The sequence below is a fragment of the Paenibacillus sp. Negev47 genome, from assembly GCF_058313655.1.
Window position 1 is genome coordinate 6,604,051 of the sequence record NZ_CM177754.1, and the last position, 26,311, is coordinate 6,630,361.

Here is a 26,311-nt window from a genome sequence, read left to right on the forward strand (position 1 = left end):
CTAGCATCAGAAAAAGGCGACTTCCACTTATACATAATGGAGTCGCCTTCTTTTTGAACTACAGACCCAATAGCTCTCGCTTGGATGCATCCGGATCATGCACGACCTCAATCTCATGGTTGAAGATCAATGTCGCACGATCCTGCTCATATTCAGGCCAGTTCACACCTGCAACCTCAGGTTTGCCATTCTTGGCAAAGGAAATCCATGCATCCTGTACCTTTAGAGCAAGTGCCGACGCAGCTTCGTCGGGCTCCGCATTCATGAATTTAAGGACATGCAGTGTATTGAACACAAAGAACATTTCGATGCTATGAATTGCTCTTTTCAACAGGGGATGTTCCGGCATGACCCAATCAAATCGATACATCCACACGGGGGCATACTTCTGCTGTGCCGCAGCATATTGCAGCGATGACCGCCAGAAGAACATATCGGTCATAACTTGAGCTTGTCCATCAGCCGTTTTCGGATAACTGTCCGCGATGGATACCCGGTTCTGCAGATCTGGTGTCATAAAGTCTACGCCCTGAACCATATCGATTTCTTTTGAATACGGTACATGCGGCTGGATGAACAGTGCACCCTCGTGCAATGTTGTACCAATCAGCACCGGGATGTCCTGTGCTGATCCTTCGCTCACCGCCTGCAGTGGAACCTGTGGAAGTATCTCCCCATCCAATACAGGTTGGAAGAATAATGCCATGCCCGCTCCGCTCTGCTGTTTGGCCGTTTCACCAGCTGCAATAATCTGCTCTACAGGGATTGTACTTAGCTTCTGCAGATTATCCCGGCCCACGCCAAGAATCTTCAGTATCCCTTCCCGCATAGCTGAAGCTTGCTCTGCCGGCATGAATTGTGAAGCACCGCTCTCCATAATGGCACGATGGAAGAGTCCTTTGGCCGCTGGCATCGCCATCAACGCCGCAATACTCATGCTGCCTGCTGATTCGCCGAACACCGTAACCTGGTCCGGGTTACCACCAAAAGCAGAGATATTGTCCTTCACCCATTGTAACGCCGCAACCTGATCCAGCAGACCTGCATTGGATACAAATGAATCATCCAATGGGGCCATGTGAAGGAAACCCAAAGGTCCGAGTCGGTAGTTGATTGTCACAACGATGACCTCACCCCGAACCGCTAACTGCGTACCATTATACATAGGCTGGCTACCTGAACCTGATACGAAAGAGCCGCCGTGAATCCATACCATGACCGGCAGTGGTTCCGCGCTTTTTTCCTTGGGCGCCCAGATGTTCAGATATAGACTATCTTCTGACTCATTCGGAAGTTCTGTCAGGCCTTCTGGTTGATGATTTCGAGGTTGTATATTCTCAGGTCCAAATTGAGTGGCCTGTCTGATTCCATCCCATGACTCGGGTTGTATCGGAGCCTGGAAACGTAATTCACCTACTGGGGGTTTCGCATAGGGAATGCCCTTCCATACGCTTGCACCATGCAAAAGCTCGCCTTGAACTGTACCGTACTTCGTTGCAACTTGAAGTTCTCTCATATGCCGCCTCTACTTCCTCTCCATGAATAGGTTAGACTAACGATTAATACGTTAATGTGTACTTATTTGAGTATAGTTTGTACGAACACCCATTTACAACTTTACCCAGACTTATGTAATCCTACTACGTTTCACGTGGAACTTTATGGGGTGGATGTCCTTCCTAACCTTCTACAGGATAATGCACCGTAAACTCGGCACCCTCGATCCATTCACCCGTAACAAAGTTCCGTCCCTTCACAACGACTCGATCCTTATAAATCTCCACATGAAGTCCTTCACTGCCCTCCAGATGCTCGTCCTTATCTGTCCAGAGATATCCTACAGACGACGCATTGAACATGGTTGGCATGTGGCCTGCACCATCGTACATCGTATGCAGCGCCTCTAACTGCCAATGGGTGTGACCCGAAAAAAGAATCGCTTGCGGGTATTTAGCCAGAACAGCCTTGAGTTCCACATCCTGATTCACCCCATACCATCCCTGTTCCTTCAACGACCCAGCTACCGTATCCATAAGCGGCTGGTGCAAGAACAGGAAGATGGGATGATCCGGCGTTGCACGTTCAGACAATTTCGCATCCAGCCACTCCAACTGTTCAGCCGACATATCACAATCCTTCGGATGAGGTTGCTCGGTTCCGAGAAAGATGTAATGGTACCCGTCGATCCAGTGATCGTGGTAGGAGCCCTTCATGCCGGTTGTCGTTTCAAAATCACTTAATCGACGTTGCCATAGCCCGGCGACTGTAATGGATTCAGCTTGGTCGTATATATCCTGACCCTCCTGCTCCGAAGGTGCAGCAGACAAAGTATACGTTCCACCTGATAACTGCTCAATCAGTGCAGCTGATTCAGCAGCGGTTTGTTTTTTGACCAGTTCCATATCTGCCTCTTGCTCCAATAACTCAGCTACTTCATCCTCTTTCATCTCAAGCAGAACAATCGGCGGATCTTGCCATATCACGGCTCCGATATCATGATTACCTACCGTGTACCGGATATCCGGCAAGTTCTCCGCATGTTGCTTCCATATGCGTTGCAACTCACGGTACTCGCTCGGCAGACCCCGATCCGTCACATCACCTACATGCATAATCCCACTGCTTCCCTGACTAAACGTAGCCATATCAGCGAGCGCTTGCTCCAAATGTCGGTTATGAATGTGGTCTGCATCGTCCCGTACATGTGTGTCCGTAATCACTTGGAAGGTGGCAAGGGGTTGCTTAGCTAGATGTTCATTTCCCATCAAGAATCACTCCATTTCAGTCCAATAATGCCAATCAAAATAAAACCGATCCATACCATGGACGTGAGCCGCAGACGTTCACCAAAATAGTAATGCCCCACGACACCAATAAGCGTAATGCCCACGCCAGACCAGATCGCATAAGCCACAGCCAGCGGCATATACTTCACTGCAAAGTTGAGAAAGGTAAAGCTTGCGCCATAACAGACAAACATCAACACCGAAGGCCATAACCGCGAGAATCCATCCGATACTTTCAGCAAAATGGTAGCGCTAAGCTCCAGCCCGATGGCCAGTGCCAGTAGTACCCAGCCCAAGTAAGCATGACTGTTCGTCATCGGCCGAGCCCACCATTCAGTAATTCATGGAACGATTTAATCGTTCTGTCCGCCAAGCGGATTCTTCCTGGTTCTCCAATGCCAATCCTGTGCCCCGCACCAGCGGTTCGTGCCATCTCCATGTCTCCGTCCGTATCTCCAATGACCACAGTATTCTGCACAGATACACCCAACCGTTCACAGGCAAGCAGTAGCATATCGGGAAAAGGTTTGCCCCGCTCCACCAGATCCGTACCAATCACCAGGTCAAAAAAGGAATCCAGCTCCATCCACTGCAAATGTTTAACCGCACTTGGTGTATCATCTGCCGTCACTACGCCCATAACGACACCTTCGCTACGGCACTGTTCAAGGAATTCACGAACGCCCGGTAACGGACGTGCCGGACGATGCTTCTCCATCTCTTCCTCCGCTCGCACCAAGCATTCCCGAACCACAATCTTGGCTTCCGCCCAGCTGAGACCCGCACGATATCCATGCCACGTCAGTACGGCATACACCTCATCCATCGTGCCCATGGCAAGTGGGCCCCGCACGTCATACCCATTCATCCGGCCTTGTTCATCGTGGAATGTACCCCAGATCTGCGGAAGTTCATCTGTGTTGATACGCAGTCCTCGGGTCGCCAACTGATCTCTGAAGTCGTTCAACACACAATCGGTCCAAAATCCCCACATGCCTGTAAAATCAAGCAATGTCCCGTCCTTATCGAACAAAACGGCTTCAATCGGATTCGGTAATCCGTCCACATACGTCTCATCTTGCATTGGTTAAACTCCTTGTCTGCGATCTTTATGAACGGAAAGGACGGTACAGCATGTACCGCCCTTTCCGCGTGATTCACTTGCCTGTATACGTTTCTTATTTCGTTACACGATCCAGTTCTTTCTGCGCTTTCTCTTTTGCTTCCTTCAGTGCTTGTTCCGCTGGCATATTATTGATCTGCACCTGATCAGCTGCATCCTTCAATGCATCATTGATTTTGCCACCCGTTGGATCCTGGAATGGAGCCGAAGCGTGAGCTGCTTGTTGCAGTGGTACAGTAATCTGTGGATTTTCCTCACTGAATTTCATGAACTCTGGATCTTGTTGAGCCGATTGACGCACTGCGATATATCCGGTGTTCATGGACCATGAAGCTGTGTTCGAAGTCTCAGAGAAATACGTAAGCCATTTGTAAGCTGCCTGTTGTTGTTCAGGACTTGCAGCTGACGGAATACCTGCCGAAATGGCACTTGCTACCGGTTTTCCTTCACCAACGCCTTCCCAGCCTGGTTGTTGCATCGCAGCGACTACGCTAAAGTCCAAGTCGCCTTGGTCACCACTAGATCCGGTGTAACCTGCTGCTTTATTCTTCATCACATCATCAATCGTTTTGTACCAGTACTCCCACCCCTGACCTCCATAGTGAATGCCCATAATCTTGTCTTCGTTGATCCATTTACGGAACAATTCCCATGTCTCGATCCATTCCAGGGAGTCAATCATGACGGTTTTGCCATCATCACTAAGAATCTGTCCGCCCTTACCCAGCACGGCATCAATCATATTGTCTCTACCCCACATCGGTTCCCAGCCGTAGAAGGTGGTCTTGCCATTCTCTTGCTTGCTCATCTTCGCAGCTGCCTCAGCCAGCTTCTCCCATGTCGTCAGACTTGCTGGATCGATTCCGTTGTCCTTGAAGGTATCCATGCGGTAATACATGATTTGAGTCGTACCGTACATTGGCAAGAAGTATTGTTTTCCATCCACCTGCCCCTGGTTCAGGAACGTCTGAATGAAATCGTCTTTCTTAAAATTCGGATCTGCGGCAATCATCTCATCCATGGGTGCATAATATCCTTTGCGTGCCCAGTCTATATTGGAGCTGAGTACAGCGGCCGGAACCTTCTTGGAAGCAATCGCTGCTTGCAGCTTCTGTTCCGTTTCCGTGTAATCTGCTTGTACAATTCCTTTTACTACGACTTCGTTCTGGGAGGCATTGAACGCATCAATCGTCTTTTTCATGTTATCGCCCAGATTACCACCCAGACCATACCAGAATTCAATCTCCACCGGATCTTTCGCCTGAGCTTCGGTTCCACTGGCAGCAGCCGTCGTGCTTGATTCTGCGGGTGCTTGTGTTCCACAAGCGGTCAGCAGTGCAAAGCTGGTCGCGAGTACCAGCGACATACCACCCTTCCAGTTCAACCTCAATCTCTTTTTCCATGTCATGCTTGCCTGACTCCAATTCATTGTCGTTCCTCCCGTTTTAGGTGAAATGTTGGTGTTGACACGGTGCATCTGGATAGATGCCTTTGTGCATGGTGATTCATATCAGTTCTTGTTCACACCAGCCGTGATATTCACGCTTTGCATGATCGTCTTCTGGGTGAACAGGAAGAGAATAAGTAGTGGTGCAATGGTGAATGCACTCGCAGCCATAATCTGTGGCCAAGCCAGACCATATGCTCCGCCTTCTACAAAGAAGCTGCGCAGACCAGCTGATACCAGCTGCAGGTCCGGGTCTTTGGTGATGAGCATAGGCCAGAAATAGTTGTTGTACTGTTCAATGAACGTAATCAGAACCATTACAGCGAAGCTTGAGCGAACAAGCGGTGTGATAATCGTCCAGAGAATCCGGAAATGAGAGGCACCGTCCAGCTGACCGGCTTCCACCAATTCATGAGATACCTGCATGAACGCCTGACGGATCAGGAAGATCGAGAACACACTGACACAGTTGGATACAATCAAGCCTGTGTAGGAATCCAGCAAGTTAAGTTCACTAAGTACCAGGTAACTAGGCAGATACACGGCTGTACTCGGTATCATATAACCCACGAGAATCAGGGATGTCAGTACACCTTTGAGACGGAATTTCATATGTGTCAGGGCGTACGCCATCATACTGGAGTTGACGATCTGAAATAGACAGATGGCTAACGCCACCCCGGTACTGTTCAGGATGTAACGTGCAAATGGTGCGGCATTCCAGGCATCTGCGTAATTGCTCCAGAGGAACGTCTCCGGCCAGAAGGTCGGCGGAAACTGCCAGATCTCATCATTGGTTTTGAATCCGCTAATGACCATCCAATAGAAGGGAAAGGCTGTACCCAGCGCGATAATAGCTAGCAGGAGGTAGCGGATTATTTTACTTATTTTAAAATTTGTATGCGACACATTCTGCAACTCCTTGCGCTTCATCCGTTTAGACTTTTTGGTAGGCAATGTCATTGTCATTAGTAGTGCACCAGACGTCTGCCCAGCAGGAAGGATACTCCCGACAGCAACACGCAGATCAGAATAATCACAACGGCGATGGACGAAGCTTCACCTACATTAAAGGATTCGAATGCAGACTGATAATACATGTACAACAACGTTCTTGTTGAGCCCGCCGGTCCGCCCTGCGTCATGACATTAATCTGGTCATAGGCCTGCAAGGACTGGATTGTAAGAATAATGGAGAGAAAGAATGTCGTTGGAGAGATCAGCGGCAGCGTGATACTTCTGAACTTGTCCCAACGGTTTGCCCCATCGATCGAAGCCGCTTCGAGCAGATCAGACGGTAAATTCCGTAGCGCAACCAGATAGAATACCATCGCCCAACCAATTGATTTCCAAAGGGTTACGATCAGAACTGCAACCAGTGCCCAGTCCGCGTCACGCAACCAGCCAATGGGAGATACACCTACCCAGCCGAGCATGAGATTAGCAAGTCCCACCTCTGGCTCGAAGATCCAGGACCACGCAATAGATACTGCAACTGTCGGTGTGACCCAAGGTGAGAAGAGTAATGTCCGGAAGATGCCGGATGATTTGATTTTGCTATTCATGAGCATCGCAAGTGCCAGTCCGCCCACAATGGTTGGGATCACGCTCCCCAGTCCGAATAACAAGGTGACTTTCAGTGACCGATAGAATTCGGAATTCGTCAGCAGATAACTGTAATTGTCCAACCCAACGAACAACTTGTCCGGGCTCATGAAGTCCCAATCGGTGAAACTGAGATAAACGATATATCCCAGAGGTCCCAGCCAGAAGATCAGCAATGGGATTAGAGCTGGCAGCGTGAATAGGACCGCCTCAGACTCCCTCCATAGTTTTAAACGCAATTCCCCCACTCCTTACTGTCCAATTTTTCTTTAATTATTGGAAATTTTTGAGTATAATCAGCTTTATATTTATTCTGTACAAAATTGATTGTACACTCGTATTGAAAATTCTAATTCCGGCTTATGTTAAAATTGGAGCAAGTCATGTAAAATATGAGGCAGCTAGTGGGAACGCTATCATAAACCAGAGGTGACATTGTGGGAAAAGAAACTGCAGGGAACCCGAATCATTCTTCGTTACCTGATCGGCATGCGCTGAGGGAGAGAGTCATTGAGGCCATCGCCAATACGATGGATCTGTATGGAGTTAATCATACGTTTGGCAAATTGTACGGAATTATGTATTTTGAGGATCGACCGATGACACTTGAAGAAATGAAGAATTCAATGAATATGAGTAAGAGCAACATGAGCTACGCGGTTCGTTCGCTTACAGAATCACAGATGATTTATAAACTGGAGGAAAAAAAGGAGCGTCAGGATCAGTATTCGGCTGAGACCGACTTCTATCGTACATTTCAGAACTTCTTCGGTTCCAAGCTGCAACGGGAAGTGGATGTGATGTTAGAAAGCATTCACGAGGTCATTCCTGATCTGACGGCTATGATCCTTTCCGAGCATACTTCTTCCGAAGATCGAGATGATGCACTGCGTGATCTGCACAAACTTCAACATGCGGAGCAGTATTATGTGTGGCTCCAAGGATTCGTGGATCAGTTGCGGGACGGCAGATTTTACGGTAATAACACTTTGCAAAGTACCGATAAGGAGTAGTTCGATAGGGATAAACGTACCACTCCTTTATAATTTCGTTCAGATGCACAATGTGGATATCGGGTAGAATGATCATCAGAGAAGATGTGCATTTTTTGCATGATGAGGTGGAAGGGGGGAGCTCCGTTGTTGCAGCTTTCGGAAAAACAGGCACAGGATATTGTCGATAAAATGATGCAGGACATTCCATACAATATCAACATTATGAATGAGCACGGCATTATTATTGGAACCGGGCAGAAGGAACGTGTGGGCACGATTCATCAGGGAGCTGTCCGCGCGTTGACGACAGGAAGCAGGATTGAAGTCTGGCAGGATGGCATGCTTGAGAAGATGGGCACCAACGAACCGATTCTAATCAATGAGCAGCATGTTGGAGTCATTGGCATATCCGGTCATCCGGATGAAGTTCGGCCATTCTGCAACATCGTGCGCACCACCGTATCTCTCCTGATCGAACAGCGTAATCAATTGGAAAGTATGGCCCATGAAGCTTCACGTAAAAAAGCCTTTATCGAACGACTGTTGAACCAGTCCGGTTCCTACTCACAAAAGGTCAAAAAAGAAGCTCTGCAGTACCGTATTGATCTGCAATTGCCAACCATTCTTCTATATATCCGTTTCCCCAGCAAATCCATGGAGACTGACACTGAGATCAACCGAATATTGCTCCACGTTCCTTCATTCTCTGTTGAAGGTGATGGAGATACGCAGATCATCCTGATCCAGAATGAAGCAGACGTTGATCCAATGATCCAGGGTTTGAGTCAGACTACACCCGAAGCATTCATCGCGATCAGCCGAAAAGAAGCGAATATTGCTACTGGCTACGAACAAGCCAGATCTGTGATGAACATCCTGCTGGCACTTCAACCAGACTCACCGATCATTCGTTATGAAGATGTACCTTTCCTGGTACGATTCAGCGCGGCTGATCTAACACCGTATGCCAACATCGTCAGCAAACTTGAGGATACAGCTGATCTGCTGGATACCCTGCGCAGTTTTATCCATCATAACGGCAGTATGACCACGACAGCGGACCATCTCAACATTCACCGCAATACGCTTCAATATCGGCTTAAACGCATACAGACCCTTACCGGCAAAGATCCTCGCAACTGGCTGGAGCTCATCGAGCTTACGCATGGACTACTCGCGTTCTATCAGTAATGTCAGAACAGCTTCGAGAATGATAAAAGACGAGACACAGATCGCCTGATTTCAGGCATATCCATATCCCGTCTTTTTCACATCCATTTTAATACGACCTCGTACGGTCTCTATTCTCACTGACTTAAGATAGCAGACCCAGCTTCAGCACCCTTGCAATATTCTCCGTTGTTCGCTCCACATTCTCCGGGCCTTCTCGCAATAGTCTCTCCAGATCTGCTGCCCCAGGCACAATACCAAATATGGCATCAATGCCTTCCGCGTACAGGGTGTCGATCCCTTCGCCCACACAGCCTGCAATGGCAATCACAGGTTTACCCGCTTCCTTGGCTGCCCGAGCAACGCCATAGGGAGTCTTGCCGAATTTCGTTTGAAAGTCGATACCGCCTTCTCCCGTAAATACCACATCCGCAGCAATCAACTTTTCACGCAACCCGGTATATTCAATGACAATTTCAATTCCTTTACGTAATACCGCCTGTGTAAAAATCAAAAGTCCCGCGCCCAGACCGCCAGCTGCACCGGCACCCGGCACATCACGGATATCCTTGTGCAACTGCTGTTTCACTATATCTGCATAATGGGAAAGGTTCGCATCCAGCTGCTCAACCATCTCTGGGGTAGCCCCTTTCTGTGGTCCAAACACCCGTGATGCACCATGCTCCCCGCAGAGTGGATTAGTCACATCACAGGCCACAATGAACTCCACTTCCTGCAAACGCTCATCCAGACCGGATACATCAATCTGAGCCAGTTGATCCAAAGCCCCGCCCCCACGGGCAAGCGGATGACCCTCTGCATCCAGAAACTTGGCGCCAAGCGCTTCAGCCATGCCAGCACCACCATCATTGGTCGCACTGCCACCAATGCCGATGATGATTTTGCGTATGCCCAGATCCAAACACGCTCGAATCAACTCACCCGTCCCATAGGTTGTTGTACGCAGTGGGTCCCGAGTTTCCTTGGTAACCAGATGTATACCACTGGCGGATGCCATCTCGATGGCTGCTGTTGTCCCATCACCCAGAATGCCATACTGGGCAGTGACTGTCTGGCCCAATGGCCCACTCACCTTTTGCTGGTGAAGGACACCACCGGAAGCATCCACAAGGGACTGCACAGTCCCTTCACCCCCATCCGCCATAGGTACATGAATATATCCTGCGGTCGGATATATTTTCCGCAATCCTTTTTCCATCGCGATACATACTTCTTTGGCTGTCATGCTTTCCTTGAACGAATCCGGTGCCAACAAAAAAGTCTTCTCTTTAGTCTTTCCAGCTTCTCTCATCGCTCTCACTCCATCCGTTAGATTAAAGGATAAATCCGTATAGTAACGTCGCTACGATAGCCATCGTGCCACCCACAATCGCTTCATATGGAATAACGCCCATCCGCTGACGAATCGTCATCTTCATGCTATCTGCCGACACGTGGAAGTAATTGCCCTGTGGTAAAGAGTCGATAACGGTCGCTCCAGTGTGCACCATCACAGCAGCTGCCAGCGGCGCTGTGCCCATGTTCAGGATGGCATCACCGAATGAGCCTGTTGCCAGAATAACCCCCGTCGACGTCGAAGCCGTTGCTGCCGCCATCAGAATACCCGCAATTGGTGCGAGGAAGGTACCGGATATTCCGGATGCCTCAATCAGACCAACCACCTGACCTGACAGATCTGAAGCAGAGATGAGTCCTGCGATTCCTCCTGCACCCACCAGAATGAGCACGGTTGCTGTCATTTTATTTAATCCTGCGGTTGAATATTGCACGATGTTTCTGCCTTGTCCCATTGCTAACATACCGATAACGCCTGCAATCGGCAGGATATACATCGCATCCACTTTGAACGCGGACAATGCTTCGATGCCCGCAATAGAGCCAATGGGATTGATCATTAACAGAATGATCGCAACCAATGGGGCAACAATGGCTTTGCCCAGTGGAGGATATTGAGATGTATCTACTTCCCCCTGATCTGCTTCCTGATCGGTAACCATCACACCTTTGTTTTTGAGCATTGAAGCTACGATAACGGTTACAATTAATCCGCAGATGGCAGGAATGACTCCAGCCAACATAACGTTGCTCAGATCCAGGTCGAACCCTCGCGCTGCTGCAATGGTATTTGGATTCGGGGAGATAATGTTCCCCGCCTTACCTCCACCCGATAAGGCCAGCAACAGGGCTAATTTGGAGATACCCATTTTATTACCTACAGATAATGCAATCGGTGCAACGATCAGTACGGCTACAGGGATGAACACTCCAACAGCGGTAATAATCATCGTGGCCAGTGCGAGCGCCAAAATGGCCTTGCTTCCGCCAAATTTGCGTACAATAGCCTGGGCTATCGTCTCCGCTGCTCCCGATTCCATCATCACACCTGCAAGCACCCCAGCAGCCAGCACGCGGAGTACGGTTCCCATGACACTTTGTGTGCCATCCACCAGTATATTTACGGTCTCTTCCAGGTTCGCTCCACCAATTAAAGCGCCTACAATCGCACCCAGAAATAAAGAATAGACCGGATTCAGCTTCCTCAAAATCAAAATAATCGCAATAGCCAGTCCTGCCAGCGCGCCAATCCAGCTAATCGTTAATGCTTCCATTGTCAATTGCCCCCCATGCACTTGTTGAACACGCTTTCATTATAGATGCTGGAGGCTAGAATAAATATTGATGAATGGACGAAATTCATTGTGCATATGCACAATGAGAAGGGCGAAGGTTGATTTCGGCCGATAATCATCATCGTTCATATGAAGCACACAAATAGCCTGTTGCCTCGTAATCCTTAGCAGCAGGCTGTTTCATGGTTGGCATTGGGGTTGGATTCTTTCCTACCCTACTCCTTCTCTCCGTTTCCAAGCGTATACTCCTTTAACTTCCCTTCATAGACCAGCTGCAATCGTTCACTCTGACGAAAATCATCCGGTGTCACCAGGGCAGGCAGCTTGTTCCACAGCTTGATACCCGAACGCTGTAGAATCTCAGCCACGAATTGAGAGCAGAAGTAGGAGTTGCTGAACTCCACCGGCTCCTTGAGCGTAATGCCGATCACACCCAGCAGATTATACATATATTTCTGACGGCTGCGGATGAAGATATGCAGCACGCGTTTCATCTTTTCCACTTCACGATCCGTCACCTGAAGCTCATAGATCACACATGTTGTGTTGGGATACTTGCTGTATGTACCTGTCTGAATATCTTCCTTCACAAACCCGCCGTTCAGCGGATTGCTCGGATGCTTGCGACCGAAGCTGTACAGTTCGGATAATTCCTTGTCAAATGAGATCGAAGCGTGATTATATGGCGCTCTGGTGTAACTCTGAATGACCTTGGTAAACAGTGTTCCTGTATTCGTAAGCAGGATATAGATCGAGCGTTCATCTGTCATAGCAAAATTTCCCCTTATCAAGTTGGCACTATTCCTTCATAATAACATAGGTACCCTATAATGGAGTCTTACTTTGAATAAGCAGGTGATCGGTACGTGAGCAGTTCATTATTTACACTAACACTCATCTTCATAGCTTTACTGGTGATACATATCGTGTACAAAATTATAGCAAAGCTTCAGCCAAGCAAAGACTATTCAGGCATCGGCCAAAAAATCAAAACCTGGTGGGGCATGTTCGTGATCTTCTGCCTCGCTACCCTCTTTAACCCCATTGTATCGCTGATTTCCCTCATGGTGCTCGCATTCTTCTCACTCAAAGAATACTTCTCCATGATTCGCAGCACACGCAAAGCCGACCGCAGGCTGTTCCTATGGGCGTATCTGGCGATTCCGGTTCAGTTTTACTGGATCTACATTGGATGGTACGGCATGTTTATCGTGTTTATTCCACTATATGTGTTCCTTGTGCTGCCCTTGCCACGCCTGATTAACAAAGGCACGGTCGGTTTCCTGCGCAGTGTCAGCTCCACACAATGGGGACTGATGCTGATGGTGTTCGGGCTGAGTCACCTTGCCTATTTCCCATTCGCCACACCGGAGTACGGCTCCAAGCTGGTACTGTTTCTCGTCGTGTTAACACAGCTTAATGATGTGGTTCACTATCTGGTCTCTCTCTATCTGGGCAAACGAAAAGTGGTGCCTACCGCCAATCCTTTTGTCACCTGGGAAGGGTTCGCCTGTGCATTCATTGTAACGACAGCAACGTCGTATTTCATCCATCCCTACCTGACGCCATTTGATTGGAGATTCTCACTGTTCATCGGGGTGCTGATCAGTCTGGCCGGATTCTTCGGCAGTCTAACGGTATCTGTACTGAAACGTGATCTATTAATCGGGGATGACAACAAGTTCGATTCGCTCAAAAAAAGCTACCTGAGCCGGGTCGACAGCCTGACCTACACCTCTCCGGTAATGTTCCACGTGGTTCGTTATTTCTTTGACTTTATGTAGCAACTATATAAATTGAACAAAAAATAATATTTACACTTGCCACTCCGATGACAGAACAACCTTCAGATCGCTGTTATCCCCCGATTTTTTAATTACTTTTATAAAGGTGAAAATCAGGGGATAAAGGCGAACGCTCCGCTTCTTCTGGTTATTTCTGTCCTCTACGTTCTCGTGTAAATCTTCAGTTCAATCTTTATAGATACAGCAACAAATGGATCGGCGACCTTGATAATATGTATGTCAAAAAAGCAGCCACATGGGCTGCTTTTCCTGTTCATCAGGCTCCTGGCTGAGCCTGAACTATAGGACGTTACTTCAACTTAATTTCTTTCTCGGACATAAGCATGTTTCCCTCATCATTGGTGAAGACAAACGTGGCTTTACCGCGTTCGCCCTTCATCTCATCCGAATAGATAAATCCGGAGAATTGCCCGTTCCCGCTAAAATAAAATCCTTCTTTACCAGTTTCACCATGTTCAATGGATTCCTGTAGCGAGTTCACAATCGTCACCGTGTTAGACGTCCATCGCATCTCTGTTAGTGCGTAGCCTTTCGGAACCTGTTTAATTCCAAAATCAAAGCTGTTGCCCTTGATCGGTTTGTCCGACTGGTCGATGACGATCTCAATCTGTTCAGACGTTTCAGCGGATTCAGATTGAGCCTTAAGCTTACCTTCTTCGCCACTCGCATCGCCTTGGTTATTGTCACTCTTCGCATCCGCATTAGGAACAGAGGTATTTCCTGCTTCCTCTACGGGCTGCTTCGATTGCGGATAGGCATGTTCCTGAACCGATTCACCACTAGTGCCACAGGCACTGACTAATAACGAAATACATAGCACAGACATGCAAAGTGCAGATTTCTTTATATTCATGTTCATTATCCCATTCTCCCTTCATTCATCTAAAGCACCCAGATCTATATCAGTTGAACTAATCATTTACACGATAACGGAGAGGACAGAAAAAACCTGAAAAAGCGAAGCGTTCGCCTACAAGCTTTCTGTAAGAAAGCTACATCGGAAGCATACGCTATCCCTGGATTTTCCCCTTCGGAAAAGGGAATCAAAAAATCTGGGGATAACAGCGATTGGAAGGTTATTCTGTCATCGTAGTGTCAGTGTAAATATTCTTTAGTTCAACTTATATAGCACACCACTTACTAATCACTACACCATATCGTCCCTCATGAAGCTCCATTATATGTAAATGACTAATAAATTCAGTATACTGTCGCACTTTGATGATTCTGAAAGGAACTTGTGAATGACGTATTACACAGATTATCTTATCGATCAAACCCTGGCAAAACTAACACTTGTCCAATCCGAATGGCGTTATGCTCAAGTTCGTTCACTTTCTTGATTGCTTCTACATACACACGAGTGTCCATCTGCTGAGGTTTATGCGCCAGAGAAATGCCCCACAGCGTATCTCCCTGCGATACGACCACCTGATCACCCGATAACCATTGCTCATCACCAGCAAATGCAGTGAATACAGCACTGCACCCTATGACTATAATTAGAGCTATGATGACCATCTTCATTAGCCAAGTTGGCATCTTCACACGCTGTATGATTAGCTTTTTAACATACATGGTGCGAGATTCGGACGGTTTTCATAAACGGGTTCATAAATACTTTTGTACGTAGAATATCTCATTCCAGTCAGCCTCCAAACTTTCGTTCCGATCATCTTCAATTCCATGCTTACCTATGTATTTTTCCTATAACAATGAACGTTCAATAATCATCTTATTTCGGAAATAGGCATACTATCCTAAGTCGCTCCACTCTGATAGGTCTATACTACCAGTTCACTCTAAACAAATTCTGAACAAAACGAGTTTCATTGCTGCATCAGATTTAATCTATCTAATATTCATGCCTGATTTTCGGCGATGCTTGCTGCAATATTTTTCTATAATAAATTAATGATTAAGATTCTAATGAGGTAAGGACGTGCTTCTCCATGATTTCTGCTGATCTGAAGGAACAATATTACGAGGCGCTTGTGGCCAAGAATTCGGAATACGAGGGTTTATTCTATGTCGGAGTCCGAACCACAGGTGTATTCTGTCGCCCCACATGCCCTGCGCGAAAACCTAAATTCGAAAACTGTGAATTCTATGAGACGGCTCAGCAGGCTCTTCTGGCTTCCTACCGCCCTTGCCAGCGTTGCCGCCCGCTATCTCATCCTAACCAAGTATCAGATGTCGTTCGCATATTGGTGGAAGCTGTAGAGAAACAGCCGGAGAAGCGCTGGAAAGGACAGGATTTCAAGGCACTCTCTATTGATGAATCCACAGCTCGACGTCAGTTCAAAAAGCGATTCGGCATGACCTTTGTGGAGTATGCTCGCGCTCGCCGCATGGGCCTCGCCCTGAAAAATATTCGCTCCGGCCGCACCGTTATGGATAGCCAATTATCTACCGGATATGAGTCAAGCAGCGGCTTCCGCGATGCCTTTTCACGGATCATGGGTGCCGCCCCTACCCAAGTTGATGAAGGACATGTCCTGAAAGCGTCCTGGATTGACACCCGCCTCGGCCCGATGATGGCCATTGCAGATGAGGAGGCACTATATTTACTGGAATTTGTGGACCGCAGAGGTCTGGAACGCGAAGTTGAGCGTCTGCGCAAACGAACCAAATCAGCTATTGTGCCTGGCACTACAGCTCCCATCCAGTCCATTGAGCATGAACTAAACGAGTACTTTCAAGGCATTCGGACAGCATTCGACACACCGTTGTTCTGTTTAGGAACACCATTTCAAAAGCGGGTATGGGAAAAGCTCGTAGCCATTCCGGCAGGGGAAACGAGGTCATATCAGGATATCGCGAATGCACTGGGGAAACCGACTGCTTGTCGAGCCGTGGCACAGGCGAATGGGGCCAATCAGCTTGCAATTGTGATTCCATGTCACCGTGTAATCAATGCCAGTGGTGAACTGGGCGGATACGGTGGAGGATTAACTCGCAAGAACTGGCTTTTGAATCACGAGAAACAGGAACAGGGTAGCTGAATGAATAAATAAATAAATGAATTACCCAACAGATGTTCAAAGGAATGCATGTATATGACAGAGGAGAGTTAAGATATATGAGTACGCTAGAAGAAAAAGCAACGATGTTTCAACAATACCATGTAAAAGGAAAACCACTTGTTCTGGTCAATGTGTGGGATGCTGGAAGCGCACAAGCCATACAATTGATTGGAGCAACAGCGATTGCAACAGGTAGCTGGTCCGTAGCTGCTGCCCACGGTGAATCCGATGGTGAAGCGATGCCGTTCCATCTGGTATTGGCTAATCTGGCACGGATCACAGCGAGTGTGGAGTTACCTGTAACGATCGATATAGAGGGAGGGTATGGGAGGTTTGCGTCAAGAGTGAAGGAAAATGTCCTGCAAGTCATCGAGCATGGTGCTGTGGGAATTAACATGGAAGATCAACTTCCAGATGACGTGGGACTGTACGCTGTAGAGGAGCAATGCCTGAGACTATCCGCCGCCCGAGAAGCTGCGGTGCAGGCAGGCATTCCACTGTTCATTAATGCTCGTACAGATATTTTCCTGCAACATGCACCAGAACACCATCACCACGCCCACCTTGAGGAAGCACTCATCCGTTCCAGATCTTATGCAGAGGCAGGAGCCAGCGGTCTGTTCGTACCAGGCTTACAGGATCAACAACTGATTCAGGAGTTATGTGAACGTTCCCCACTTCCAATCAACGTTATGGTTACATCTCCTGAGCCTTCACCCGCACAACTTGCTGCACTCGGTGTAGCTCGCGTAAGCTATGGACCTTATCCTTATCTGCAAGCCATGGAACACCTGAAAGAGCTGGGGCGAAGTATTTTATCAGGAAATTAACTGAAGGGCATGTTATAATCACCTCTACCCAACATTTACAGGAGGCACATATGCTTAACGTTGAACAAAAGCTTGAAGTGCTACAATCGTACCCCCAACTGCAACGCAAAGATGTTTCTCTCGGTCGTGTTAACTTCCACTTCGAAGAAAGTGCGTATGAGAAAAAGATTGTTGCTCTGCATATTCACCCTAACGGTAACGGTTATATCTATGCAGGTCTACTGCCTAACTATGAGACCGATGCTAAAGGATTCGTCAATATTCGCGATTACTCCGAAGCAGATCTGCGTACATTGTTAGACGAAACGATCAAAGCGATGTCTCACAATCTCAACGCAGTTGAATTCAAAGAGCCAGAACAAGTAAAAGTTGCCCCTACATTGACTACAACCTCTGCTGGTGGCGGAACGTGGATCGATGAAGATGGACATACGCTGACTTTAAAATATGAAGATGACATGTGGTATGTGTATTCCGGTGTTAATCTGGATATGGCTTTCGAAACGCGTAGCGAAGCTGGAGAGTATCTCAAAGACGAAGGGTTCAAACCACAAGCTCAGGCTTAACGCATACAGATTCATTTAGATGCACAATGATTGACCAAGATGATACCAAAAACACGAGGCGTATTCGCACTCGTGTTTTTCTGATTCAATGGATCATTGTCTGGCTTTCATTGTAAGCGGTGCATTCTTCATCATGGGATAGGTCGACAGGAGTAGCGCACCACCAAACGCCCCCAGAATAGTAAACAGGCTCATCGTGTTAACACTAATAATCCAATTCAACCACTTTCCAAGATCTGCGAAAACAAATATCAGTGTAACGATCAGACCCACTCCAAAGAACATAATGAAAAAGTTACGCATCCCCAAGCGCTTCCAGCAGACCGTTGGGAAGGCGGAGATTCCCAGTACGAGAAAGCCACACATCAGATCAATCCACAGGTAGGAGAAGAAATGATATTCGCTTGAATACAACATGCCAGGTTGATATAAGGTAACGTTAACAATTCCTTTGTCCTGAATCAGATGTATGATGAAATAGATCACATGCAAAATGGCCATGGTGCCTGCAACCATCCATATCGAGTTCATATAGAAGGATTTCATGAATTGAATTCGGGTACTGCCCATACCGATCGCAACCGGAAACTGTGTAATGATTCCCGCGATCGCAAACGCACATATGCCGCCGTACATTGGACCAAACAGTTGTGTGGAATACGTGACGTCAAACGCGAGTCCAATGGCCAAATATACGACAGTGAGCATCAGAGCAATGGATGAGAAGATAATCAAATACAAACGCATATCCTCAAGGATCAATCGGTTGGTGCCTTTAATTGAATTCATGGTTTAACCCCCTCTTGATTACGGGTCCTGTTAACCAAGTAATCTTGCAATGTCGCCTTCTCAATGGAAAGTCCTTGTGTATGAGCGATGTCCTTCCACTTTTTCGAGTAGGGCTCATCAATCATCACTTTCAAAGTCGATCCCATCTGGGAAGACTCGATGACTTTAACATCTGCTGTAACACGATTAACATCTTCAATTATCCCTGTTAGAAGAACTCCTTTTTCGCGCATCTCTTCCATCGGCTGATTCATTAACACCTCTCCGGCCTGCAAAACGATAAGGGACTCACATAAAGGCTGAATCTCCTCAATATGATGGCTTGATACCAGGATCAAACGCGGGTTATCTTCATAACTTTCCAGTAGGGCATTGTAGAAGAACTTGCGCTTCTCGGCATCAAGTCCATTGGTTGGCTCATCCAGGATCGTTACATTTGCATTACTGGCGAGACCCAATATAATCTGAGCAGCCGTTTTCATTCCTTTCGAAAATTTAACGATCTTTTTTTTCGCCGGTAATTCGAACATTTCGATTAACTGCTCCGCAAAGGTTTGATTCCACTGCGGATGGAAATATTGACCCAATTGAACCATATCATTAATCGTCCAGTTTTTCCCCAGGGGATGATTCTCCTGGATGTAGCATAGATGCTCTTGAGCTGCCAGATTATTGTAAGGGTCCTGGCCCATAATCCGAATAGTCCCACTGTCCGGGCGATTATGTCCTGCGAGTAAACTCATCAGTGTTGTTTTACCCGCTCCATTTCTCCCCCAGATCGCACTAATGATCGGCTCGCTCTCATGTAGCGTGACCTGGTTCAGAACGGGCGTCTTTTGATAACTGTAGTTGACCTGCTCCATATGAATCATAACTCACTCTCCTTATCCTTCTTGCCTCGAATCAGATCAATGATCATGTCCTCATTCATGTGAATTCGTCTGGCTTCTTCAAGTAAAGGCTTGATGTATTCTTCATAAAAATCCTGCTTCCGTTCAACGAGTAACGCTTCTCTTGCTCCCTTCGCAACAAACATTCCAACACCTCGCTGTTTGTATATGATCCCCTTGTCCACGAGCTCCTGCAGACCTTTACGGGCTGTTGCCGGATTGATATTGTAAAAGCGTGACAGTTCATTGGTTGAGGGAACCTGTTCTTCCACCTTCAATCTGCCCTCCACAATATCATCCATGATCATCGTGGCAATCTGATGAAAAATAGGCTGAGATTCATCCAAAGTCGATTTCATGTGCTTCCAACTTTCATACGTATTCATTAGTCAGTTAGTCGGTTAGTTACTCATGTGACTAACTATAATATACAAAAACACAAATGTAAATAGGCTGACTTAATTTATCACCTTTCCTACCTTGGCTCTGTTGTATTGATTAATTAGACCGTCCAGAACTACGGATTGCCGGATTACTTCCGGATGAAGCAGACTGCCGTACTCCATATGCATGCGGTATAGCAACTGTCTGGCATCTTCGATCCGTGATATCAAATCCAGGCGATCCATAGTACCCCTCCTTTTTGTCATATTTTAGTGTATTATGCCAATCAAAAGAGCAGGTGAGATACGACATACTTATTTTTCCACTTGGATATAAAAAAAAGAACACCTCTGAAATAAATTCAGAAGCGTTCTTTTCATTTTTATTACGTTCCAAATCCGTGATCAGCAGGTCTCATAATTTCGAGGTTAGGGACGTCATTGCCTGAGACAGGTTCCGTAGCAGGAGCTACGATTTGTACAACGATACTACAGGTAGCTATCAGCAAAGCCAACTTTCTCTTCATTGAGTTTCTGCACCTCACTAATAATCATTTTGTACTGCTGTTTCGCCGTCTCAGATGCAAATTCCCTGTATTGCTCAAACAGTCCGACACCTCTAAGCATACCTCGTCCACTGCTAATTTCAATAGCAAATCTTAAACTATCCAGGACATATTTTATTCCTAAATAATACTCATCTTTTTTTAGATAGTATGCACCCAGATCGGCTAAAAGTCGTAAATATCGATCATCCGTAACCTGTCTGCTCACTTTGCCAATTCGGTTACTCTGTTCTTGATATGTGAAGTAAGACTCATACTCACTGAGTACACTATCAATATTCTCACCATATTGATTAGCCGCCGTGACGATGTCGCAAAGTGCCGGGAAAATCTCATTTTCCTTTGACGAGATATAAGCGAGGTAATCAGGCAGCACCTCAAACTGACCACCCATTAATTGATATATATAACGGTTAGCTTCAGCCCATTCCTGGAATTGATTCATGACTACCATCTCATCTTGATCCGGACTCTTCACCCAACTGTTATCTGTATACAAAGAAACATATTTCAGCGCACCGGTATAGTCCTTTAAGTGATAACATGCACTACCATAAGCGAGGTAGGAGTAAAGAATATAGAAAACAATGGGTCTTTTCGTCTCCTCTTGTTTCCTTCGCCCATTCATCTCATAATGGATGGCTGCTTTTATTTTCAATTTCTCAGATAACTCCTGAACCTTGTTCCATCTATGCAATGCACCAAATGCATTAATCAACTCGTTAAGCGCATCCAATTGATAGCGCTCATCCAGCCGATCCACATAGTATTCGAACCGGGCTGCGATAATCAGATTTCGTTGCTGATCATTGGTCAGTCCCAACCTGAACAGTCGATACTGACAGAGTGCAAGTCGCTCGGAGTGTTGCATTTTCTCGCTTTCAGCGATGTTCTCATATAGTAGAATGGCTGGTTTGAATTTACCTGCATGATAGAATTCTTCAGCCACATCAAATAACAAAGGAATATAGGACAGATTATCCATCATCAGACGAATAACCTCTTCAATACAGTCTAACTTGTCCAACTCGGCACAGCGATGAAGGAACGGGCCAAGTCTTCTCCAGTCCGGGGTTGCGTGTACGAAACACTCATCTATGTATAATTCATAGAAGTAACCTTCTTCCAGCCTCATGGCGGAAGTGATGCGATCCAACTGCTGCATGGCAATAGGCCGATTTTTGTTCAAAATATTGCTCAGCGTACCCGAATTAATCCCTGACGTTTCCGAAAAATGACTAATGGACATCTGTTCACGCCTCAGATAACTTTCTAAATGATCGCGTATTGTGGTTGTCGGCTCCAAACGAACACCACCCTCCAAAATAAAAAACAAATAAACAGGATTATCGGTATGCAAAAGTAATTATATGTAATTAGAAAGTAGCGGTCAATATAATAAATTCAACTAATTTGTAATAAAACCATTTTAATCCTTTAATTGAAACAAAGATCTCCACCCTTATTTTATATCGGAAATGCGTCCAGCATCAAACCTGAAAACAGACAAAAAACACGAGCCATCGACGGGCTCGTGTTCTCAACTGACTCAGCAGTCAGTATGCTCACTATAACTTGAATTTAAGGCAGTATATTGCCTGCTGCACGGTAAATTTCATACCACTCTGGACGCGTGAGATGAACATCTCCTGCTTTTACACAATCTTGCAGACGTTCAATATTCATCGTGCCTGTCACAGGCTGCATATGCGCAGGGTGACGAAGCAACCATGCGATCGCAATTGTCGTATTGCTCACGTCATACTTCGCAGCAATCTCGTCGATCTTCGCATTCAATTCCGGGAACTTATCGCTGCCCAGGAAGACACCTTCGAAGAACCCGTACTGGAACGGAGACCAAGGCTGAATGGTGATATCATGCAAACGGCAATAATCAAGGATACTGCCGTCACGGTTAACCGCAGCGTCGTTCTCCATGTTCACGTTGATTCCACTGTCAATCATCGTAGTATTGGTAATACTCATCTGCAACTGGTTGGCTACCAGTGGCTGTTTTACGTATTTTTTCAACAATTCGATCTGGTTCGGATTCTGGTTGGATACCCCGAAGTGACGCACTTTGCCTTCGCGCTCCAGTTGATCAAAGGCTTCAGCCACTTCCTCCGGCTCAACCAGTGCATCCGGGCGGTGCAGCAGCAGAACGTCAAGATAGTCCGTTTTCAGACGCTGCAGGATACCATCCACCGAATTCAGGATGTGCTCTTTGGAGAAATCAAACATGCCTTTGCGGATACCGCATTTGGATTGAAGAATCATATTTTCACGAACTTGGGGATTCATCTGTACCGCTTCGGCGAAGATCTCCTCACATGTTCCTGTACCATAAATGTCAGCATGGTCAAAGAAATTCGCGCCAATCTCCATCGCAGAACGAACAAAATGTTCGGCTTCCTTGCCATCTAACGAATTAATCCGCATGCAGCCTACGGCGACTACGGGTACTTCAAGTGTGCTGTTGCCCAATTTCATGGTTCTCAAGATGTTTTCCCTCCATATTCGAATATTATCGTGTATCTTACTTTTGATTGTGACACAAATCTGCAATCGGTTTCAATAGATTTATCCTACATTCATATGGAGAAATGATAGGTTCTGCGTCTCCGCCTTTAAATAAACAGAAGTGAGTTATACTTCTTCCGGTACAATGACCTCAATATGTCGTGGCAAGACACGAATATGAATCGGCAGGGCAGGACCTTCCTCCCCATCTACATTTGTGCGAATGGCTTCCGCTGACCGGACATGGACATCTCTGGCTGTAAAATAGTCCACATCCTTATGGTCTTTCAGACTACCAAATAACAGGGAAGTGCCCAGGGTCAGGCTGTTGAACACACTGATATTACGAACAACAAAACAATGTATCAGACCATCGTCCACCTCAGCATCGGGGGACAACTTCTCGAATCCCCCAACCGAATTGGTGAGTGCCGCCAGAAAAAGAGGCGCTTCCCCCTCCCAGATCTGGCCATCATATTCGATGGTTAATGGATTGGCTGATGTATGCACCAGGTCTTTCAAGCCTTCTTTCAGATATGCGAATGAACCCAGCTTCGACTTCTCTTCCGAGGATACGGAGAACAGGGCTTCCGCCAAAGAACCTGCAGCCACAGTGTTGGCAAACAGGCGATCATTGATTTTCCCCAGATCCACGATATGGGTCTGATCCGAACGTAACTGCCTAATGGCTTCTTCCGGGTCAAGCGAGATATTCAGCGCACGTGCAAAATCATTCACCGTTCCCAGCGGTACGACGCCCAGTCGGGGACGATGATCCTGATCCATCATGCCGTTAATCGTCTCATGCAGCGTACCATCCCCACCAATAGAGATGACCAGATCACAGCCGTCTTTGCAGGCGCTCAGGCAGTAGTTGGTGGCATCACCTTCCCCGGCTGTCTCGTTCACCACCACCTCATACTGCTGTGACTCCAGAATTTCTTTGACTTGGGACACATACTGCTCGGCCTCTTCCTTACCTGACGATGGATTACTAATGATCATGGCTTGGCGCATACTCACATCTTCCCCTCCAAATTGGCATCTTTACTTCATCTATACCCGTTTCAAGGGTGGGTTGAATAGGTTCTGCGGGAGATGTTCCATTTTTTTTGATAAACATGTCTCTGAAGAGTGCAGAACTGGGTTTGTTTCATATAGAATAGAAGTATAGGAATATTCATTACGAATTCTTTTTGTTCCTTTTTCCCGTTGACGGGTTAATAACTATAGATGTGATTGTATTCCAACGTGCAAAAGTTAAACTGATCCAGTTACACATAGCACTCCGAGGGCAGAACAACCCTACGATTACTATTGTTCGGAGTATTTTATAATTTTATATTTTAAGAATCGGAATCGGAGGGAATGCATGCAATGAAAAGAATGACGCTATTATTTCTAGTATTCATCCTGAGTCTCGGTGCATCGGGGCAAGCCATGGCTTACACGACTACAGACTTGGGCGAGGGAATCATTGAAGATCCCCTACTTGAGGACGGACTGAAGCTAATCCTGAACAAACCTCTGGATGTCGCACTGACTCCATCTGATCTGGAGCAGCTTGAGGTGGTGGATCTGAGCAATGCAGGTATTCACAGCCTGTCCGGTCTGGAGTATGCTACCAACCTGACTCACCTCCGATTATACGGGAATGAGATTGAGGATCTGACACCGCTGGAGCACCTGACCAAGCTTCGGGAGATCGATGTTCGCAATAATTACATTACATCCATACACGCACTAGCCGAGTTGAAAGACTTGGGACGGCTGTATCTCAGCAATAACTCCATTTCTTCCATAGAGGTTGTACGCGGATTCACCCGATTACATACATTCCACGCCAGTGGGAACCAGATTGCCAGTCTTGAAGCACTTTCGGATGCGGATGAACTGAATTGGCTTGAGATCTCGAACAATACCATCACGGATCTGACGCCACTCGTCGATAAAACCCAGCTCCAACAACTCAATGTGGCGAACAACCAGATTCAGATGCTGGACGTAATAGCTGAACTGCCCAATACGCTGCGGAATCTGAATGTGGCAGGCAATCTCATAGCGGATCTAACACCATTGGAACACATGACACGGCTGCGGACACTCGATATCTCCAGTAACCAAGTACAGCACCTCAAGGGGCTTGAGGGACTGACTCGGCTGACAGAGCTGAATGCAGCATCTAACCAGATCTATGATCTGGAACCTCTACGGCGGCTTTCCAACCTGGATGTATTAAAATTGTCCAACAACCGGGTGTGGGATTTGGCACCGATTGCAGGTTTTACATTTACCCGTGATCAGTCATCGACAAATGCCATACAGGATATCTCGGCTTCCACCTCGTTATCCTCAGGTATTCAGTCGTCTACCTCAGAGGTTGAGCCTGCCGGACTCACGGTGCAGAACAACTATCTGGATGTCGTAAGTGGCAGTCATACCATGCAGCTCCTGAATCAGATGAATGTGCGAGAGCAGAAAAGAACGCCCCAGGGCAGCTTCCAGCGTCTGATTGAGGGGTCTACCACTGCCTATGTAGGTGATCGTGCTTATGCATTGGATGCTGCACCTTTTATTGATGAAGGCCGGACCTATGTGCCTCTGCGTTTTGTCTCGGAGCAGTTAAATGCCAGTGTGAACTGGAATAGCGATAAGCGGGAAGCCGTGATCACACAAAATGATAAGAACATTCGCTGGACTGTGGGCAACAAGCAAGTTATCGTGAACGATACGCTTGCGATTAATGATGCTCCTCTTTTGATGAAAAATGGCAAAGCATTTGTACCGGTACGCTTCATCTCGGAGCAATTCAATACGACGGTTGCGTATATCGGGAGCAGCAAAACGATTCTGATCTTCGAAAATAAACCACTTGCTGAGCGTACAGAGCCTTGAGTCGTATCTCAAATTCATTTCCAGCCATAAGAATCACAGCGAAAGTCCCTGTCTGAACCATCGGCGGGGATTTTTTGTGTTATCACATTGGATAATGGTATATGGACAGAGTCGTGTACAAGAAAGTACAGCATATTAACTGTCTGTACAGACTTGAACTTGTGACAGCCCATCTTGGATTAGGGTAAATTTTACACGGTTTAGCATATCTTCTTTTGCAGCGGGAGTTGTTATACTGAATCTAATTCATATGACAGCTGGGGT

The 26,311-nt window shown here is 46.8% G+C and carries 26 protein-coding genes; 7 read left to right on the top strand and 19 right to left on the bottom strand.

The features are described from left to right. Positions 1–58 precede the first annotated feature (58 nt). The 7 genes from AC4G47_RS29640 to AC4G47_RS29670 form a co-directional block, all read right to left on the bottom strand. Positions 59–1,516, bottom strand: a complete 1,458-nt coding sequence (locus tag AC4G47_RS29640) for a carboxylesterase/lipase family protein (RefSeq protein ID WP_491104090.1) — start codon at positions 1,514–1,516, stop codon at positions 59–61. Between the two features lie 163 nt (positions 1,517–1,679). Further along, positions 1,680–2,765, bottom strand: coding sequence for a metallophosphoesterase family protein (locus AC4G47_RS29645; protein ID WP_491104091.1), 1,086 nt, complete (start codon positions 2,763–2,765; stop codon positions 1,680–1,682). Beyond that, positions 2,765–3,103 carry a DMT family transporter gene (locus AC4G47_RS29650; protein WP_051447260.1) on the bottom strand — a complete coding sequence of 113 codons (339 nt, stop codon included), beginning with the start codon at positions 3,101–3,103 and terminating at the stop codon, positions 2,765–2,767. The genes AC4G47_RS29645 and AC4G47_RS29650 overlap by 1 nt, the downstream gene beginning before the upstream one ends. Further along, positions 3,100–3,870, bottom strand: a complete 771-nt coding sequence (locus tag AC4G47_RS29655) for an HAD family hydrolase (RefSeq protein ID WP_491104092.1) — start codon at positions 3,868–3,870, stop codon at positions 3,100–3,102. The genes AC4G47_RS29650 and AC4G47_RS29655 overlap by 4 nt, the downstream gene beginning before the upstream one ends. Positions 3,871–3,964: 94 nt before the next feature. After that, entirely contained in the window at positions 3,965–5,338 is a 1,374-nt protein-coding gene (locus AC4G47_RS29660) for an ABC transporter substrate-binding protein (RefSeq protein ID WP_491104094.1), read from the bottom strand. Positions 5,339–5,419: 81 nt separating this feature from the next. Then, positions 5,420–6,265, bottom strand: a complete 846-nt coding sequence (locus tag AC4G47_RS29665) for a carbohydrate ABC transporter permease (RefSeq protein ID WP_458124631.1) — start codon at positions 6,263–6,265, stop codon at positions 5,420–5,422. 59 nt (positions 6,266–6,324) lie between these two features. Beyond that, positions 6,325–7,200, bottom strand: a complete 876-nt coding sequence (locus AC4G47_RS29670; protein ID WP_491104096.1) for a carbohydrate ABC transporter permease — start codon at positions 7,198–7,200, stop codon at positions 6,325–6,327. A gap of 198 nt (positions 7,201–7,398) precedes the next feature. On the opposite strand from AC4G47_RS29670, the gene AC4G47_RS29675 reads away from it, so the two are divergent. Together AC4G47_RS29675 and AC4G47_RS29680 are read left to right on the top strand one after the other, a co-directional pair. Further along, a complete protein-coding gene (locus AC4G47_RS29675; protein WP_491104098.1) occupies positions 7,399–7,974 on the top strand; it encodes a GbsR/MarR family transcriptional regulator in 576 nt (191 codons plus the stop codon). A 126-nt stretch (positions 7,975–8,100) separates the two neighbouring features. Continuing rightward, positions 8,101–9,147 carry a CdaR family transcriptional regulator gene (locus AC4G47_RS29680; protein ID WP_491104099.1) on the top strand — a complete coding sequence of 349 codons (1,047 nt, stop codon included), beginning with the start codon at positions 8,101–8,103 and terminating at the stop codon, positions 9,145–9,147. A 124-nt stretch (positions 9,148–9,271) separates the two neighbouring features. On the opposite strand, the gene AC4G47_RS29685 is transcribed toward AC4G47_RS29680, so the two are convergent. The 3 genes from AC4G47_RS29685 to AC4G47_RS29695 all read right to left on the bottom strand — a co-directional run bounded on the left by AC4G47_RS29685 (position 9,272) and on the right by AC4G47_RS29695 (position 12,547). After that, positions 9,272–10,438 (bottom strand): glycerate kinase family protein, encoded by a 1,167-nt coding sequence (locus AC4G47_RS29685; RefSeq protein ID WP_491104100.1) that lies wholly within the window; start codon positions 10,436–10,438, stop codon positions 9,272–9,274. Positions 10,439–10,460: 22 nt separating this feature from the next. After that, positions 10,461–11,756, bottom strand: a complete 1,296-nt coding sequence (locus tag AC4G47_RS29690; protein WP_458124640.1) for a GntP family permease — start codon at positions 11,754–11,756, stop codon at positions 10,461–10,463. Positions 11,757–11,992: 236 nt separating this feature from the next. After that, the gene (locus AC4G47_RS29695; protein WP_491104101.1) at positions 11,993–12,547 is read right to left on the bottom strand and encodes a hypothetical protein; all 555 of its coding nucleotides are present in this window, start codon (positions 12,545–12,547) and stop codon (positions 11,993–11,995) included. A 96-nt stretch (positions 12,548–12,643) separates the two neighbouring features. On the opposite strand from AC4G47_RS29695, the gene AC4G47_RS29700 reads away from it, so the two are divergent. Next, a complete protein-coding gene (locus AC4G47_RS29700; protein ID WP_491104102.1) occupies positions 12,644–13,561 on the top strand; it encodes a phosphatidate cytidylyltransferase in 918 nt (305 codons plus the stop codon). A gap of 310 nt (positions 13,562–13,871) precedes the next feature. Here the strand turns inward: AC4G47_RS29700 and AC4G47_RS29705 are convergent, their stop codons facing one another. Further along, the gene (locus AC4G47_RS29705) at positions 13,872–14,441 is read right to left on the bottom strand and encodes a hypothetical protein (RefSeq protein WP_491104103.1); all 570 of its coding nucleotides are present in this window, start codon (positions 14,439–14,441) and stop codon (positions 13,872–13,874) included. Between the two features lie 407 nt (positions 14,442–14,848). Then, entirely contained in the window at positions 14,849–15,109 is a 261-nt protein-coding gene (locus AC4G47_RS29710) for a LysM peptidoglycan-binding domain-containing protein (RefSeq protein WP_491104105.1), read from the bottom strand. Positions 15,110–15,534: 425 nt separating this feature from the next. Between AC4G47_RS29710 and AC4G47_RS29715 the strand changes: the two genes are divergently transcribed. The 3 genes from AC4G47_RS29715 to AC4G47_RS29725 all read left to right on the top strand — a co-directional run bounded on the left by AC4G47_RS29715 (position 15,535) and on the right by AC4G47_RS29725 (position 18,004). Next, on the top strand, positions 15,535–16,587 hold the full coding sequence (locus AC4G47_RS29715; RefSeq protein ID WP_491104106.1) for a bifunctional transcriptional activator/DNA repair enzyme AdaA: 1,053 nt from the start codon (positions 15,535–15,537) through the stop codon (positions 16,585–16,587). Between the two features lie 77 nt (positions 16,588–16,664). Continuing rightward, on the top strand, positions 16,665–17,438 hold the full coding sequence (locus AC4G47_RS29720) for an isocitrate lyase/PEP mutase family protein (RefSeq protein WP_491104107.1): 774 nt from the start codon (positions 16,665–16,667) through the stop codon (positions 17,436–17,438). Between the two features lie 50 nt (positions 17,439–17,488). Then, positions 17,489–18,004 carry a hypothetical protein gene (locus AC4G47_RS29725; protein WP_491104108.1) on the top strand — a complete coding sequence of 172 codons (516 nt, stop codon included), beginning with the start codon at positions 17,489–17,491 and terminating at the stop codon, positions 18,002–18,004. A 93-nt stretch (positions 18,005–18,097) separates the two neighbouring features. Here AC4G47_RS29725 and AC4G47_RS29730 read toward each other — a convergent pair whose 3' ends face one another. The 7 genes from AC4G47_RS29730 to AC4G47_RS29760 form a co-directional block, all read right to left on the bottom strand. Further along, entirely contained in the window at positions 18,098–18,793 is a 696-nt protein-coding gene (locus AC4G47_RS29730; RefSeq protein ID WP_491104109.1) for a hypothetical protein, read from the bottom strand. Then, complete coding sequence (locus AC4G47_RS29735) at positions 18,790–19,665, bottom strand: ATP-binding cassette domain-containing protein (protein ID WP_491104110.1); 876 nt, start codon at positions 19,663–19,665, stop codon at positions 18,790–18,792. Before AC4G47_RS29735 ends, AC4G47_RS29730 begins: the two co-directional genes overlap by 4 nt. Beyond that, the gene (locus AC4G47_RS29740; protein ID WP_036611682.1) at positions 19,662–20,042 is read right to left on the bottom strand and encodes a GntR family transcriptional regulator; all 381 of its coding nucleotides are present in this window, start codon (positions 20,040–20,042) and stop codon (positions 19,662–19,664) included. Before AC4G47_RS29740 ends, AC4G47_RS29735 begins: the two co-directional genes overlap by 4 nt. Positions 20,043–20,141: 99 nt before the next feature. Then, complete coding sequence (locus tag AC4G47_RS29745; protein ID WP_336763156.1) at positions 20,142–20,312, bottom strand: Spo0E family sporulation regulatory protein-aspartic acid phosphatase; 171 nt, start codon at positions 20,310–20,312, stop codon at positions 20,142–20,144. A gap of 243 nt (positions 20,313–20,555) precedes the next feature. After that, positions 20,556–21,938 carry a transcriptional regulator gene (locus tag AC4G47_RS29750; RefSeq protein WP_491104112.1) on the bottom strand — a complete coding sequence of 461 codons (1,383 nt, stop codon included), beginning with the start codon at positions 21,936–21,938 and terminating at the stop codon, positions 20,556–20,558. A gap of 275 nt (positions 21,939–22,213) precedes the next feature. After that, entirely contained in the window at positions 22,214–23,131 is a 918-nt protein-coding gene (locus tag AC4G47_RS29755) for an aldo/keto reductase (RefSeq protein WP_458124651.1), read from the bottom strand. Between the two features lie 147 nt (positions 23,132–23,278). Continuing rightward, positions 23,279–24,169, bottom strand: a complete 891-nt coding sequence (locus AC4G47_RS29760) for a diacylglycerol/lipid kinase family protein (RefSeq protein ID WP_491106831.1) — start codon at positions 24,167–24,169, stop codon at positions 23,279–23,281. Positions 24,170–24,529: 360 nt separating this feature from the next. Here AC4G47_RS29760 and AC4G47_RS29765 point away from each other — a divergent pair, with 360 nt between their 5' ends. Beyond that, the gene (locus tag AC4G47_RS29765; protein WP_491104114.1) at positions 24,530–26,047 is read left to right on the top strand and encodes a leucine-rich repeat domain-containing protein; all 1,518 of its coding nucleotides are present in this window, start codon (positions 24,530–24,532) and stop codon (positions 26,045–26,047) included. Positions 26,048–26,311: the final 264 nt, after the last annotated feature.

Bases quoted from the DNA above. Each gene is read 5' to 3' on its own strand.
- AC4G47_RS29640 (WP_491104090.1), bottom strand. From the start codon at position 1,516: ATGAGAGAACTTCAAGTTGCAACGAAGTACGGTACAGTTCAAGGCGAG.
- AC4G47_RS29645 (WP_491104091.1), bottom strand. From the start codon at position 2,765: ATGGGAAATGAACATCTAGCTAAGCAACCCCTTGCCACCTTCCAAGTG.
- AC4G47_RS29650 (WP_051447260.1), bottom strand. From the start codon at position 3,103: ATGACGAACAGTCATGCTTACTTGGGCTGGGTACTACTGGCACTGGCC.
- AC4G47_RS29655 (WP_491104092.1), bottom strand. From the start codon at position 3,870: ATGCAAGATGAGACGTATGTGGACGGATTACCGAATCCGATTGAAGCC.
- AC4G47_RS29660 (WP_491104094.1), bottom strand. From the start codon at position 5,338: ATGAATTGGAGTCAGGCAAGCATGACATGGAAAAAGAGATTGAGGTTG.
- AC4G47_RS29685 (WP_491104100.1), bottom strand. From the start codon at position 10,438: ATGAGAGAAGCTGGAAAGACTAAAGAGAAGACTTTTTTGTTGGCACCG.
- AC4G47_RS29690 (WP_458124640.1), bottom strand. From the start codon at position 11,756: ATGGAAGCATTAACGATTAGCTGGATTGGCGCGCTGGCAGGACTGGCT.
- AC4G47_RS29695 (WP_491104101.1), bottom strand. From the start codon at position 12,547: ATGACAGATGAACGCTCGATCTATATCCTGCTTACGAATACAGGAACA.
- AC4G47_RS29705 (WP_491104103.1), bottom strand. From the start codon at position 14,441: ATGAACATGAATATAAAGAAATCTGCACTTTGCATGTCTGTGCTATGT.
- AC4G47_RS29710 (WP_491104105.1), bottom strand. From the start codon at position 15,109: ATGAAGATGGTCATCATAGCTCTAATTATAGTCATAGGGTGCAGTGCT.
- AC4G47_RS29715 (WP_491104106.1), top strand. From the start codon at position 15,535: ATGATTTCTGCTGATCTGAAGGAACAATATTACGAGGCGCTTGTGGCC.
- AC4G47_RS29720 (WP_491104107.1), top strand. From the start codon at position 16,665: ATGAGTACGCTAGAAGAAAAAGCAACGATGTTTCAACAATACCATGTA.
- AC4G47_RS29725 (WP_491104108.1), top strand. From the start codon at position 17,489: ATGCTTAACGTTGAACAAAAGCTTGAAGTGCTACAATCGTACCCCCAA.
- AC4G47_RS29730 (WP_491104109.1), bottom strand. From the start codon at position 18,793: ATGAATTCAATTAAAGGCACCAACCGATTGATCCTTGAGGATATGCGT.
- AC4G47_RS29735 (WP_491104110.1), bottom strand. From the start codon at position 19,665: ATGATTCATATGGAGCAGGTCAACTACAGTTATCAAAAGACGCCCGTT.
- AC4G47_RS29740 (WP_036611682.1), bottom strand. From the start codon at position 20,042: ATGAAATCGACTTTGGATGAATCTCAGCCTATTTTTCATCAGATTGCC.
- AC4G47_RS29745 (WP_336763156.1), bottom strand. From the start codon at position 20,312: ATGGATCGCCTGGATTTGATATCACGGATCGAAGATGCCAGACAGTTG.
- AC4G47_RS29760 (WP_491106831.1), bottom strand. From the start codon at position 24,169: ATGCGCCAAGCCATGATCATTAGTAATCCATCGTCAGGTAAGGAAGAG.
- AC4G47_RS29765 (WP_491104114.1), top strand. From the start codon at position 24,530: ATGAAAAGAATGACGCTATTATTTCTAGTATTCATCCTGAGTCTCGGT.